Source organism: Chitinophaga sp. HK235 (genome assembly GCF_018255755.1).
Taxonomy (GTDB): Bacteria; Bacteroidota; Bacteroidia; order Chitinophagales; family Chitinophagaceae; genus Chitinophaga.
This window is the reverse complement of the sequence record NZ_CP073766.1, coordinates 4,844,931-4,858,435: the sequence shown is the minus strand read 5'-3', so window position 1 is coordinate 4,858,435 and position 13,505 is coordinate 4,844,931. Positions and strand designations below refer to the sequence as shown.

The 13,505-nt window shown below is 47.9% G+C and carries 12 protein-coding genes; 9 read left to right on the top strand and 3 right to left on the bottom strand.

Features of this window, described 5'->3' with window-relative positions:
- Positions 1–129 precede the first annotated feature (129 nt).
- The 7 genes from KD145_RS17965 (at position 130) to KD145_RS17935 (ending at position 7,998) form a co-directional block, all read left to right on the top strand.
- Positions 130–630, top strand: coding sequence for an RNA polymerase sigma factor (locus KD145_RS17965; RefSeq protein ID WP_078669945.1), 501 nt, complete (start codon positions 130–132; stop codon positions 628–630).
- Between the two features lie 451 nt (positions 631–1,081).
- Positions 1,082–3,430: an ATP-dependent helicase gene (locus tag KD145_RS17960; RefSeq protein WP_212000446.1), complete on the top strand. Its 2,349-nt coding sequence runs from the start codon at positions 1,082–1,084 to the stop codon at positions 3,428–3,430.
- A 4-nt stretch (positions 3,431–3,434) separates the two neighbouring features.
- Positions 3,435–3,893, top strand: coding sequence for a regulatory protein RecX (locus KD145_RS17955; protein ID WP_212000445.1), 459 nt, complete (start codon positions 3,435–3,437; stop codon positions 3,891–3,893).
- 65 nt (positions 3,894–3,958) lie between these two features.
- Complete coding sequence (locus tag KD145_RS17950) at positions 3,959–4,765, top strand: amidohydrolase (RefSeq protein WP_212000444.1); 807 nt, start codon at positions 3,959–3,961, stop codon at positions 4,763–4,765.
- Between the two features lie 10 nt (positions 4,766–4,775).
- On the top strand, positions 4,776–5,165 hold the full coding sequence (locus KD145_RS17945) for a VOC family protein (RefSeq protein ID WP_212000442.1): 390 nt from the start codon (positions 4,776–4,778) through the stop codon (positions 5,163–5,165).
- Positions 5,166–5,178: 13 nt separating this feature from the next.
- A complete protein-coding gene (nagA, locus tag KD145_RS17940; RefSeq protein WP_212000440.1) occupies positions 5,179–6,273 on the top strand; it encodes an N-acetylglucosamine-6-phosphate deacetylase in 1,095 nt (364 codons plus the stop codon).
- Positions 6,274–6,315: 42 nt separating this feature from the next.
- The gene (locus KD145_RS17935) at positions 6,316–7,998 is read left to right on the top strand and encodes a glycosyltransferase family 39 protein (protein ID WP_212000436.1); all 1,683 of its coding nucleotides are present in this window, start codon (positions 6,316–6,318) and stop codon (positions 7,996–7,998) included.
- A gap of 77 nt (positions 7,999–8,075) precedes the next feature.
- On the opposite strand, the gene thiL is transcribed toward KD145_RS17935, so the two are convergent.
- Positions 8,076–9,113 carry a thiamine-phosphate kinase gene (gene thiL, locus KD145_RS17930; protein WP_212000434.1) on the bottom strand — a complete coding sequence of 346 codons (1,038 nt, stop codon included), beginning with the start codon at positions 9,111–9,113 and terminating at the stop codon, positions 8,076–8,078.
- A 1-nt stretch (position 9,114) separates the two neighbouring features.
- Complete coding sequence (locus KD145_RS17925) at positions 9,115–9,885, bottom strand: inositol monophosphatase family protein (protein ID WP_212000432.1); 771 nt, start codon at positions 9,883–9,885, stop codon at positions 9,115–9,117.
- 166 nt (positions 9,886–10,051) lie between these two features.
- Between KD145_RS17925 and KD145_RS17920 the strand changes: the two genes are divergently transcribed.
- Both KD145_RS17920 and KD145_RS17915 read left to right on the top strand, forming a co-directional pair.
- The gene (locus KD145_RS17920; protein ID WP_212000430.1) at positions 10,052–11,602 is read left to right on the top strand and encodes a GH3 auxin-responsive promoter family protein; all 1,551 of its coding nucleotides are present in this window, start codon (positions 10,052–10,054) and stop codon (positions 11,600–11,602) included.
- 16 nt (positions 11,603–11,618) lie between these two features.
- A complete protein-coding gene (locus tag KD145_RS17915) occupies positions 11,619–12,257 on the top strand; it encodes a LysE family translocator (RefSeq protein WP_212000428.1) in 639 nt (212 codons plus the stop codon).
- Positions 12,258–12,429: 172 nt separating this feature from the next.
- Here the strand turns inward: KD145_RS17915 and KD145_RS17910 are convergent, their stop codons facing one another.
- Positions 12,430–13,467, bottom strand: coding sequence for a 2-oxoacid:ferredoxin oxidoreductase subunit beta (locus KD145_RS17910; protein WP_212000426.1), 1,038 nt, complete (start codon positions 13,465–13,467; stop codon positions 12,430–12,432).
- Positions 13,468–13,505 lie beyond the last annotated feature (38 nt).

Sequence of the window (13,505 nt, the reverse complement as noted above, 5' to 3'; positions counted from 1 at the left end):
CTGCAGGTGCCGGGCAGTACACCGGACGGAGTACCGGTGGCTACCATTACTGCCCCAAAAAGCACTCACTCCCTGCCCTCAAAAGGGTTGCTTGCTGTAGTCCATTTCGAAAATTTAAAGTTAACCGTTATGTCATCCACCGAATTCAACAATTTGTTACTAGGAAATGCCGATTTCCTGCGGCCGTATGCAGTTACGCTTACCAAAGACTCCGAGTCAGCAAAAGACCTCTACCAGGAAACGCTGTTCAGAGCTTTGTCCAACCGCGATAAATACCTCGCCGGTACCAATATCCGTGCATGGCTGTACACCATTATGCGGAATATTTTTATCAACAACTACCGCCGGGGAAATCGCCAGTATAAATTGCTGGACAACGCTGTAGGAGATTATCTGCTGAGCCACCAGCCTTCCGCTATTGGCAATTTTGCAGAATCAGATCTCCGGGTGAAAGATGTACAGATGGCTGTCTATAATTTGCCTGTTATCTTCAAACAACCATTCCTGCTCTATTTTGAAGGGTATAAATACTATGAGATCGCTGCTATTCTGAATGAACCGCTGGGAACCGTAAAAAGCCGCATCCATTTCGCCCGCAAAATGTTGAAAACCAGGATCACCAGGCACTGAAATTATTTTTTGAAGATATTTACCAGTTGTTAAGGCTTTTGTAAAACCAGAAGCCCGGCAAACCAGGACAAATACCGGAAGCCGCTATTATCTTATGAATACCCGATAGAGCGCTGAGATGTGTTAGGATACTATGCTGTTTTTATCTGCATCACCATTGCTGGTCAGGCAGTAAGTATCTGCTGTACTTATGTTTGCGGGCTTCGGTTTCGGCCGACCCCTCGGAAAAACGTATCCGCCCCGTTCCCTTTACCGTTACCCCGTATCCATCAAATCAGATAAAATATTTAAACACCGGCCCCGGCCTGTGAAGTAAAATCATTTTGCTACCATCAAAAAAATGATTCCCGGTCTGGGCAAGCAAAGTCATGCTTCAGCCATCAGGTGCATCAGCAAAATCAAAAGAATCACAGTTTCATTTCGTACTTTTACACCCTACAAAAAAGTCGTGATGAAGGCAAATTATTTAGACGAGCTTAACGAAAGACAGCGGGAAGCAGTATCTCATATCAATGGACCCCTGATGATCGTTGCAGGCGCCGGTTCGGGAAAAACAAAAGTACTGACCACACGTATTGCACACCTGATGAGAAATGGGGTGGATGCGTTTAATATTCTGTCGCTGACTTTTACCAACAAGGCAGCACGCGAAATGAAAGAACGTGTGGAAAAAATCCTGGGAGGCAGCGAAGCCCGCAACCTCTACATCGGTACCTTCCACTCCGTATTTGCACGCCTCCTCCGTGCAGAAGCTCACCGGCTGGGATATCCCAACGATTTTACCATCTACGATTCCGACGACGCCAAAAGTGTGGTGAAAACCATCGTTAACGAGCTTAACCTCGACGATAAACATTATAAACCCAACTTCGTCTATAACCGCATCTCCGCTGCCAAAAACAGCCTGATGGGCCCCGAAGAATACCAGCTCGACCATCTCGTACAACAGGAAGACATGAGGGCCAACAGACCCCTCATCGGAAAGATCTACGATATGTACGCCAAACGCTGCTTTAAAAACGGCGCCATGGACTTTGATGACCTCCTGTTTAAAATGTACGTGCTGCTCAAAAGCTTCCCTGAAGTATTACATAAATATCAGCACAAGTTTAAATATATCATGATCGATGAGTATCAGGATACCAACCCTGCTCAGTATGAGATCATTAAACTGCTGGGAGCCGTAAACGAAAATATCTGCGTGGTAGGTGATGATGCCCAAAGTATCTACTCCTTCCGCGGCGCCACCATACAAAACATCCTCCAGTTCGAAAAAGACTATGATGACGTGAAAGTGGTGAAACTCGAACAAAACTACCGCAGTACCAAATCCATCCTCAATGTGGCCAACGAAGTAATCGCCCACAACAAAGGACAGATTGAAAAAAATCTCTGGACCGACAATACAGAAGGGGATACTATCAAACTGGTGCGTACCATGACCGACAACGAAGAAGGTAAGTTTGTGGCTGATACCATCGCAGAACAAAAGCTGCGCAACCACTACGATAACCGCGACTTCGTGATCCTTTACCGTACCAACGCACAGAGCCGTTCTTTCGAGGAAAGCCTGCGCCGTAAAGCCATTCCCTACCGTATCTTCGGGGGCCTGTCTTTCTATCAGCGTAAGGAAATCAAGGACTTCGTGGCTTACCTCCGTATTACCATGAATACCCGTGATGAAGAAAGCCTGAAAAGGATCATCAACTACCCGGTAAGAGGTATCGGTAAAACAACCATGGAAAAAACCATCGTGCTCGCCAACGAACACAACATCACCATGTGGGAAGTGTTGGAAAGAGCGCGTGAATTCGGATTCAGAAGTGGCACCCTTGAAGCAATAGAAGCCTTTGTGACCATGATCAAAAGCTTCCAGGCGCTACTCACCACCCATAACGCCTATGATGTGGCCGTGACGGTTGGTAAATCCACCAATATCGTAAAAGAACTGTTTAACGATAAAACCACAGAAGGACTGGCCCGCTACGAAAACGTGCAGGAGCTCCTCAACTCCATCAAGGAATTTACTGAAACTCCGGATGAAGAAGGCGAACTGCTGGATAATAAAACCATGGGCACCTATCTGCAACAGATCACCCTGCTCACTGATGCAGACCAGGGCACTGACGAAGACAGCAACGTGGTAAAACTGATGACCATTCACGCTGCAAAAGGACTGGAGTTTCCGGTGGTGTTTACTGTGGGATTGGAAGAAACCCTGTTCCCCAGCGGTATGTCTATCAACACCCGTGAAGAGCTGGAAGAGGAAAGACGCCTCTTTTATGTGGCCATTACCCGTGCTAAAGCCAGGCTGTGGCTGACACACGCCAACAGCCGCTATCGTTTCGGTAACCTGGTACAAAATGAGCCGAGCCGCTTCCTGGAAGAAATGCCGGATAAATATATCGACCGCAGTTATGCCGGTGGCGGTGGTATGCGCAACGCCTTTGGCGGCGGTACTACAGCCGGATGGGGTAATGGTGGCAACACCGGTAACATGTTTGACCGCATGCAGAAAAAGACGCCGGCACAACAACAGGTGTCACAGCCTTCTTCTCCTAAACCAGCCCCCAGACCAACATCTGCGGCTACTACCCACGTGCCTACTCCTGGCTTTACCCCGGATGATCCGGCAGGAATGGAGCCCGGTATGCAGGTAGAACACCAGAAATTTGGCTTCGGGACCATCACGGGCATGGAAGGTGCTCCCAATAACCGTATCGCCACAGTGGTATTCCCCAAAGGCGGCGGTGAGAAAAAAATTATGCTCAACTACGCCAAGTTGAGGATCGTAAGATAACTGAATGGAGAAAGACCTTGAAACCCTGCGCCGCTACTGTGCTTATCAGGAGCGCTGCCACCAGGAAGTAAAATACAAATGCCTGGAGCTGGGCCTCCGGGGTGAGGAAGTGGAAGAAGCCATTGCTATGCTGATCGCAGAAAATTTCCTTAATGAGGAACGATTTGCGAAAGCATTTGCCGGTGGCAAATTCAGGATAAAACAGTGGGGCCGCAACAAGATAAAGGCAGAACTGAAACAAAAACAAGTGTCTGATTACTGCATTCGTAAAGGGCTGGCTGAAATAGATGAAGAAGACTATTACGCAGCCCTGCTGAAACTGGCAGATAAAAAATACCAGTCCCTCAACAGGGAGACTGCTATGAAACAGCGGTATAAAACCATGCAACACCTGTTGCAGCGCGGCTTTGAAAGCTCCCTCATCAATGAGGCACTTGAACAAATTGCAAATAATGATGCCTGAACAGGGCATAATTTAAAAAGTTTCTAATCCGTCAGACACTACTTTTGTAGTTACAATAATCGATAATGGCAGATTTAAAAGTCACATTGATACAATCCCAGCTTTATTGGGAAGATATTGCGGCGAATCTTCAGATGTTTGATGAAAAAATCAACAACATCGGAGAGCGGACAGAAGTAGTGTTTTTGCCCGAAATGTTCAGCACCGGCTTCAGCATGCAACCTGAAAAACTGGCTGAGACCATGGATGGAAGCGCTGTTCAGTGGATGAAGAAAAAGGCGGCAGAGAAAAATATTATCCTCACCGGTAGCCTTATTATTGAAGAAAACGGTCAGTACTTGAACCGGCTGATCTGGATGCTGCCCAACGGTACCTATGGCACCTACGACAAGCGCCACCTGTTTGGTTATGCCGGCGAACATGAGCATTATCAGCCCGGCAACAAACGCCTGATCGCACAGGTAAAAGGCTGGAAGATCAATCTCAATATCTGTTATGATCTGCGTTTCCCGGTATGGGCACGCAATAGCATACAGCCCGACGGCAGCCCTGCCTACGATGTGCTGGTGTATGTGGCCAACTGGCCCGAACGCCGTACTACCGCCTGGCAAACCCTGCTGCAGGCCCGTGCTATCGAAAACCAATGTTACGCTATCGGTGTAAACCGGGTAGGCAACGACGGCAACAATATCTACCATAGTGGTGAAACAAGTCTGATAGATCCTATGGGAGAAATCATCTACCGGAAATCACATGATGAGGATATTTTTACGTATACCCTTCAACGTGAGCATCTGGATAATGTCAGGAAAAATATTCCTTTCCTGAAAGATGCTGATCACTTCACTATTTTAAGTAACGAACTCGTTTAAAACTGAATACATGCTGCAGGCCGTACACCATATCGCTATCATTTGTGTCGACTACGAACGTAGTAAGACCTTTTATACTGAGGTGCTGGGCCTGCAGATCATTCGGGAAGTATACCGGGAAGAACGGGACTCCTGGAAGCTGGACCTGGCATTGGGTGACCAGTACGTAATTGAGCTTTTTTCTTTCCCTGATCCGCTGCCAAGGCCCAGTCACCCTGAAGCCTGCGGGTTGCGGCATCTCGCCTTTGCGGTGAACGACATTATAGCTGCTGTGGAAACCCTTCACAGCAGGGGAGTTGTTACCGAAACGATCCGGATAGACCCCTATACCGGCAAACGCTTCACTTTTTTTACTGACCCTGATGGGCTACCTTTAGAGTTGTACGAAATTCAACCCTAAAAAAATTTCCAATATGTCTGTTACATATGTTAACGCCCTGATATTCACTGGCGACAGGATCATCAATGACCATGCAGTAGTAACGGACAAGGGAATGATAACGGCCATCCTGCCGGCCGCAGACATCAGTACCACTGATGTGATAGATCTGCAGGGAGGGTTTATGGCACCCGCCTTTATTGATCTGCAGGTGTATGGTGGCAATGGAGCCCTGTTTTTTCAACATCCTTCCGTGAAAACCCTGACAGCCACCTATGAGGGCAGTAAGGCCGGGGGCACAGCCCATATCATGCCTACCATACCTACTACCTCTCCGGCAAAGATGTTGCAGGCTATACAGGCCGTCAGAGATTACTGGCAGGCCGGAGGGAAAGGAGTAATGGGCCTGCATCTCGAAGGACCATTCATCAACCCGGCTAAAAAGGGAGCACACCTGGAAAAATATATCCGCAAGCCTACTCAGGAAGATATCAACTGGATACTGGACAAGGGGAGAGAGGTGGTGAAGATCATCACGCTGGCACCGGAATGCTGTGATCCCGCACTGGTAAAGCAGTTGCAGGACGCCGGTATCACTATCTTCGCAGGCCATAGTAACGCTACCTATGAAGAGGCCTCTGCTGCATTTGAGGCAGGGATACATCATGTTACCCATCTGTTTAATGCCATGTCACCGCTCGAAAGCCGGGCGCCGGGGCTGGTGGGCGCAGTATATAACCATCCCCGGATATTTGCCAGTATTGTAGCCGACGGGGTACATGTGGATTTTGCTGCTATCAGCATCAGCCAGCGTATCATGGAAGGCAGGCTGTTTCTGATCTCCGACGCAGCGGCAGAAAGCCAGGAAGGTGATTATATCTATATACAGGAGAAAAACCGATATGTAAATGCCGCCGGCGTGTTGTCCGGCTCCCGCCTGACCATGTTGAAGGCGGTACATAACTGTGCAGAGAAGGCTGGTATCCCGTTGCACACTGCCCTGAAGATGGCTTCCCTTTACCCGGCAAGGGCTTTGCGCCTGGATGGCCGGCTGGGACGCATTGAAATAGGTTATGAGGCAGCATTTATCGTGCTGCGCGATCACTGGGACGTGGCAGTTTACTGTTAATACTACTATCTTCGCAGGATTAAATCAATCATAACTGACTGCATGGATGCCATAATCCACTTTTTTACGAGACGCCAGTACAAAAATCTGTTCCTGCTGACATGGTTGGTGCTGGCCCTCCTGCAAGCCTGCTTCTCCGAGCTGTGGGATGACGAGGCCTATTACTGGGTATATTCCCGCCATCTTGACTGGGGGTATTTCGATCATCCACCCATGATTGCCCTCCTGATAAAAATGGGGTACAGTATTTTTCACAATGAGCTGGGCGTACGTCTCTTCATTGTGCTGCTGAATACCATTACCCTGTGGGTGACCGCCAGGCTGATCGCTTCCAAGGACAACATACTTTTTTACCTGATCATTGGCGCGATGGGCGCCATGCAGATAGGGGGAATGCTGGCAGTTCCTGACCTGCCCCTGATATTTTTTGCAGCCATTTATTTCTGGGCCTACCGCTATTTTGTGGCAAAACAGAGCTGGCGCAATACCCTGCTGCTGGGTATTACCATGGCACTGATGTTTTATAGTAAATATCACGGGGTATTGCTGGTGTTCTTTACTGTCCTGTCCAATATGAACCTGCTGAGGGTATTTAAGTTTTGGATAGCCTGTATCATCACCACTATCCTCTTTTTCCCGCATATCTACTGGCAGTATACCCACGGTTTCCCTTCTCTCCAGTATCATCTGGTAGAGCGGAATGCGTCGGCCTATGATATCACTTTTACGCTGGACTATCTGGGAGGACAGCTGTTGCTGTTTGGCCCGCTGGTTGGTTGGTTGATATTATACTATGCTTTCCGTTGTCCTATACAGAATACGTTTGAACGGGCGCTGAAATTCAGTCTGATAGGTGTATTGGTGTTTTTCCTGATCAGTACCTTCAAAGGCAGGGTAGAAGCCAACTGGACCGTGATGGTATTCACACCTGTTGTGATACTGGCGCATCAAGCGATAGTACGCAGGGGATGGTCGCGGAAAATACTGTTGTATACCTTGCCAGTGACCCTTTTGCTGGTACTCGTGACCCGGGTATACATGGTATGGGATTTCCTGCCAGGAGTGGAAATAAGGCCTGAAATTCACCACAATAAGGAATGGGCATCACAGGTAGCTGCCCGTGCACAAGGGCGTCCGGTAGTGTTCTTAAACAGCTATCAGCTGCCCTCCAAATACATGTTCTATACCGGACAGGTGTCTTACAGCCTCAACAGCCGCTATTCCCGGCGCAGCCAGTACAACTTCTGGGATACAGAAAAACAACTGTGGGGCAAGCCGGTAATGGTAGTATTTGAACCAGGTACTGATATGCCGGTGACTGACAGCCTGAAGACCGTCAAAGGTACCTGGGATATCTATATACAGCCCAAATATTACTCCTATTCCCTGGTAGAACTGAAGCCGGCACTGACGACCATTAAAGCCCATCCGAACGAAACTGTGAAAGTGTTTCTCCAGCCAGTTAATGGCTACCGCCAGCCGATACCCATAGACAGAGACAACCCGCCGGTACTGGGATACGGTTTCTCTACGAAAGAGGTCGCCCTGGCAGCGGTGAAATCCACTATACCACTGGAGCGGGCTATGTTAAGGCGTGTGATCGATATGCAGGTGGTGATGCCTGATAAACCGGGAGAATACCTGCTGAAGTTCTGCGTTTTTGCAGGGGACTTACCGCCTACGCATAACAGTCAAGCCATCAAGGTGACAGTATCCGGGAAATAATCAGACAAGTCATAAAACAACAAAGACGCAAGGGATGATCCTTTGCGTCTTTGTTATTTACAGGCGGTTTGCAGGAGCTAGACTTCCTGATTGAAGGCATTCCAGCCCTGGGCCACCAGTTTGAATTTATTGCCTCCTTTGGTGTGGATATGAGCACCTTCGGTAATATCGGTCATGTAACCGATGACACTGATTTGTTCGTTGAGTACGATTTTATCGTAGTCCTGTTGTTTCATGGTGAACAGCAGTTCATAATCTTCGCCACCGCTGAGTGCGCAGGCAGTAGGATCGAGGCTGAATTTCAGGGCTACCTCCTTGCTTTCCTGTGCAATCGGGATCTTCTCTTCATAGAGCACAACGCCCAGGTTGCTTTGTTTGGCGATATGCAGTATTTCGGAGCTCAGGCCGTCGCTTACGTCCATCATAGCGGTAGGGATGATTTCCTGTTCCTGGAGGAACTCGATGATGTCTTTACGGGCTTCCGGTTTGAGTTGTCTGCCGATGATATAGGTCTGGTCTTCCAGGTCTGGTTTTACGCCCGGATTTTCCAGGAATATCTTTTTTTCTCTTTCCAGCAGGGTGAGGCCGAGGTAGGCAGCTCCCAGGTCGCCGGTAACGCAGAGCAGATCGCCTTTCTGGGCAGTAGATCTTCTGACGAACTGGTCAGGGGTTACTTCACCGATAGCTGTTACGCTGATGATGAATCCTTTCTGGGAGTTGCTGGTATCGCCACCAATGAGGTCTACGCCGTATTTTTCACAGGCAGCATAAACGCCCTCATAGAACTCGTTCAGTGCTTCCAGGGATACTTTATTGGAGAAGGCCACACTCATGGTGATCTGAGTGGGAGTGGCATTCATGGCGTAGATATCAGAGAGGTTTACTACTACTGACTTATAGCCGAGGTGTTTCAGCGGTGTATACATCAGGTCGAAGTGTATGCCTTCCACCAGCATGTCTGTGCTGATAACGGTTTGTTTGCCGAAATGGTCAATTACAGCGGCGTCGTCGCCTACACCGAGTACGGTGCTGGCATTCTGTATTTCTATGTTTCTGGTGAGGTAATCGATGAGCCCGAATTCTCCCAGGTCGCTTATTTCAGTTCTTTCTTCCATCTTATTTACCGTTAATGAGGTCTTTCAATTCACTATGGATATGGCCGTTGGTGGCCAGTATTTGTTTTTGATAGGGTGAATATTTATTGCCGGAGAAGTCAGTTACTTTTCCTCCGGCTTCTTCTACCAGCAGGTATCCGGCGGCAGAATCCCAGGGCTGGAGGTGATGTTCCCAGAAGCCATCGAACCGGCCAGAGGCTACCCAGCACAGGTCTATGGCTGCAGAGCCGAGACGGCGTACGGGGATGCCTTGTTTGATTACGTTGCTCAGTACATTTAACGGATCGTTTTCACTTTCTTCCCATTTATAAGGGAAACCCGTTACCAGACAGGATGTGGCCACATTTGTTTTAGTAGAAACATGTATGGGCTTGTCGTTGAGCGTAGCTCCCTTGCCTTTCTCTGCCACAAACAGTTCGTTCATGAATGGGTTATATACGGCGCCCAGTATCATTTCTCCTTCTTTCTCCACTCCAATGGATACACAACAGATGGGAATGCCGTTGGCGAAGTTAACCGTACCGTCTATAGGGTCAATAATCCACTTAATGGCAGAATCTGTCTTTATCTCACCGACTTCTTCACTAAGAATAAAGTGATCTGGATAAGCTGAGCGGATTACCTCGATAATAACCGCTTCAGATTTTTTGTCGGCTTCGGTCACCAGGTCGTTGACTGTGCTCTTACTGCTCACCTCGAAATGCCCGTTGAAATATTGTTGGAGTATTTTTCCGCTGGCTTCAGTAGCTTTGAGTAAAGTAGATTTTAGCATCCCGCAAAGGTAATTATGAATTGCCAATTGCCGTTTGCCAATTTTAGGACTTTATTAGTAAAAAATACATGTGTTATTCCTTAAATTGCAAGTCCTAAGTTGTAATTCGCGTTTATATTCAATATTCAACTTATTTTTGCAGTTCAATTAAAGAGAGGGAAAGTTAATGGCCATCATAGGTAATCTGATTTCCAGGTCACTACGTATCAGGAAGAAGTTCACGTTTAAGTTAGGGACACCTCGCCAATACCAGCTGCAGGTGCTGCACCGTTTGTTGGAAAAGGCCAAGGATACTGAATTCGGGCGACACTACGACTTCCAGGACATATTGGACAGTCCTAATTTTATCGGTCAATACCGGGACAAAATACCTGTACACAACTATAGCAAGATGCACCAGGAATGGTGGTACCGTTGCCTGGAAGGTGAAGCCAACGTCAGCTGGCCGGAGAAGGTTAAATATTTCGCACTGAGTTCGGGTACTTCGGAGTCGGCAAGCAAACATATTCCTGTTACCAAAGCCATGCTGAAAACAGTGAAGAAGGTAGGTGTGAAGCAGCTGTATTCCATGGTTAACTTTAACATCCCGCCCAAATCCTTTACCAAAGGGATTCTGATGCTGGGAGGTACCACTTCATTGTTTGAAAAAGGCGACTATTATGAGGGAGATATGAGCGGCATCCAGGCCAAAAATATTCCCCGTTGGTTCCGCCGTTTTTATAAGCCGGGCGGCAGCATTTCCCGCCGGCCTAACTGGGAGCAGCGTATCAAGCTGATTGTACGGAAAGCCCCTACCTGGGACGTAGGCACCGTATGCGGTGTGCCGGCCTGGGTACAGATTGTGTTTGAAGAAATCATCAAATACCACGGCGTTAAAAATATCCATGAAATATGGCCTAACCTGGCTATCTACATTCATGGAGGCGTATCTTTTGAGCCTTACCGTGAGAGCTTCCAGAAACTGCTCGGTAAACCGATCAACTTCATCGAAACATATATGGCGTCTGAAGGCTCTTTCGGCTTCCAGGCCCGTCCCAACGTCAGAGGTATCAAACTGGTGCTGAATGCCGGTATCTTCTTTGAATTTATTCCATTCAATGAAGAAAACTTTGATGCGGAAGGGGAGGTGAAACCCAACCCTAAATCGTATATGATCAACGAGGTAGTGGAAGATGTGGAATACGCTGTGATGTTGTCTACCTGTGCAGGTGCCTGGCGCTACCTCATTGGTGACGTGGTGAAATTCACTTCCGTCAAGGAACATGAAATCGTGATCGTAGGCCGTACCAAACAGTTCCTCAGCCTTGCCGGGGAGCACATGAGTGTTGATAACATGAACAAAGCCATCGATACGGTTCAGAAGAAGATGGGCATTACCATCCGTGAGTTTACAGTAGCTGGCTTCCCATACGAAAATCTCTTTGCACACCGTTGGTATATTGGTACAGACCAGCCAGTGGCTGATGTGGAGAAAATAAGGGAAATCATTGATCAGACTCTGGCAGAAGTGAACGATGACTATGCAGTGGAAAGAACCTCTGCACTGAAAGAAGTTTTTGTGGAAGTATTACCCAACGATGTATTTATCGACTATCTCCGTTGCAAAGGCAAGGAGGGAGCGATGAATAAGTTCCCCAGGGTAATGAAGGGAGAGAAACTGAAAGACTGGGAGAAATTTCTGGCAGGAAAAGCTGTAAGCCACAGGCATAATCCGTGACCCCGAATTTAAACGCATGATAGCATCAATTGTAGCAGGACTAGGACTGGGTTTGTTTCTGTCGTTATCGGTGGGGCCGGTAATTTTCGCCATTATCAAATACAGCATTAACAATGGCTTTAAGGCAGGTATCAGCTTTGCGCTGGGCGTGTCTTTCAGCGATATCATGTTTGTGCTGGCAGGCAACCTGACCACCTCTTTTATTAGCGGTTTGGAAGAATACAAACGCTCTATCGGAGTGGTAGGTGGAATTTTGCTGATAGGCATGGGTGTTTACGGACTGTTCTTCAAGAAGGTGAAGATCAGCACCGGCGATGAAAAACCGGAGATGTTCCGTACCCACGACTATCTCAAGATATGGCTGGCCGGTTTCCTGATGAATACCCTGAATCCTGGCGTGATCATTTTCTGGCTGGGCGTATGTGTCGCCAACAGCGCTACCTCTATAGGACATCGTTTTGTGATGTATGGCGTATGCCTTTCACTGGTGCTTTCCGCAGATATCATGAAAGTGTTTATCTCCGATAAAATCCGGCATAAACTCACCCTCACCAACGTAGAATGGCTGAACCGCATAGCCGGTGCCAGTATGATCCTTTTCGGCGTAGTATTGGTGTATAAGGTGTTGTTTGAGGTGGGTACATTAGGCCACTGAAACTGTGATTTATGTGATATCGCTGATTCTCCTGATAGGCGAAGATTTGAGCGGAGATTACGTAGAAAATATTATAAAAGCGAAGAGCCCATTGACATAAGATCAATGGGCTCTTCGCTTTTATTTTCGCTTTTATCTTCGCCTATCAGGAGAATCAGGCTCATCACATGCATCAGTGGTTGATGACCCATGTTTCATTTCCTGCCAGTAATTTATCCAGATCGCCTTCACCTTTTCTGCTGATAGTTTCTGCCAGTTGGGCTGCCATTACTTCTTCGTAGGTATGGCGGTGGGCCTGGTAGAATACGCCGAAAGGACGAGGCATATGGCCTTCTATGCGGACGTCATCGAACAGGCGGGTAAGCAGCTGGGCTTTGTAGAAATCGTTTTCGTCGTGAATCCACAGGTCGCCGGCGCTGTATTCGCTACCTAATTCCACTACTACAGGCTTCAGGCCGTCGAGGCGGAGGCCTTTATTTTTCTGGGCGCCGAAGATCATCGGCTGGCCTTGCTCTACGAAGAGGGTTTCTTCCGCTTTAGTGGATTTTTCGGTGAATATTTCAAAAGCGCCATCATTGAAGATGTTGCAGTTCTGATATATTTCCAGGAAAGAGGCTCCTTTGTGGGCATGGCTGCGTTTCAGCATTTCCTGCAGGTGTTTTGGATCGCGGTCCATACTGCGGGCAATGAAGGTTGCATCTGCGCCCAGTGCCAGTGCCAGCGGGTTGAAAGGGTGGTCGATACTACCGAAGGGGGTAGACTTGGTCACCTTGTTTTCTTCGGAAGTAGGGGAGTATTGTCCTTTAGTCAGACCATAAATCTGGTTGTTGAACAACATGATATTCACATCAAAATTACGACGCAGCAGATGGATGGTGTGGTTACCACCAATCGAGAGACCATCACCGTCACCCGTCACAATCCATACGCTCAGCTCTGGGCGGGTAGCTTTCAGGCCGGAGGCAATAGCAGTAGCACGCCCGTGGATTGAGTGCATACCATAGGTGTTCATATAGTATGGGAAACGCGATGAACAGCCGATACCAGAAACAATCACAATATTTTCGCGGGGGATACCCAGCCCGGGCATGATAGTCTGTACCTGCTTAAGTATAGAGTAGTCGCCGCATCCAGGGCACCAGCGCACTTCCTGGTCCGTTGCAAAATCTTTTGCAGTTAAGGCTTGCGGAGCTATAGTTGCTGTTGACATTTGTATGAATTAAATATATATATGAGTATGAATATGTA

Excerpts from the sequence above, each read along its gene's own strand:
- KD145_RS17950 (WP_212000444.1), top strand. The coding sequence starts at position 3,959 with ATGGCAGATTTAAAAGTCACATTGATACAATCCCAGCTTTATTGGGAA.
- thiL (WP_212000434.1), bottom strand. The coding sequence starts at position 9,113 with ATGGAAGAAAGAACTGAAATAAGCGACCTGGGAGAATTCGGGCTCATC.
- nagA (WP_212000440.1), top strand. The coding sequence starts at position 5,179 with ATGTCTGTTACATATGTTAACGCCCTGATATTCACTGGCGACAGGATC.
- KD145_RS17965 (WP_078669945.1), top strand. The coding sequence starts at position 130 with ATGTCATCCACCGAATTCAACAATTTGTTACTAGGAAATGCCGATTTC.
- KD145_RS17955 (WP_212000445.1), top strand. The coding sequence starts at position 3,435 with ATGGAGAAAGACCTTGAAACCCTGCGCCGCTACTGTGCTTATCAGGAG.
- KD145_RS17920 (WP_212000430.1), top strand. The coding sequence starts at position 10,052 with ATGGCCATCATAGGTAATCTGATTTCCAGGTCACTACGTATCAGGAAG.
- KD145_RS17915 (WP_212000428.1), top strand. The coding sequence starts at position 11,619 with ATGATAGCATCAATTGTAGCAGGACTAGGACTGGGTTTGTTTCTGTCG.
- KD145_RS17910 (WP_212000426.1), bottom strand. The coding sequence starts at position 13,467 with ATGTCAACAGCAACTATAGCTCCGCAAGCCTTAACTGCAAAAGATTTT.
- KD145_RS17945 (WP_212000442.1), top strand. The coding sequence starts at position 4,776 with ATGCTGCAGGCCGTACACCATATCGCTATCATTTGTGTCGACTACGAA.
- KD145_RS17925 (WP_212000432.1), bottom strand. The coding sequence starts at position 9,885 with ATGCTAAAATCTACTTTACTCAAAGCTACTGAAGCCAGCGGAAAAATA.
- KD145_RS17935 (WP_212000436.1), top strand. The coding sequence starts at position 6,316 with ATGGATGCCATAATCCACTTTTTTACGAGACGCCAGTACAAAAATCTG.
- KD145_RS17960 (WP_212000446.1), top strand. The coding sequence starts at position 1,082 with ATGAAGGCAAATTATTTAGACGAGCTTAACGAAAGACAGCGGGAAGCA.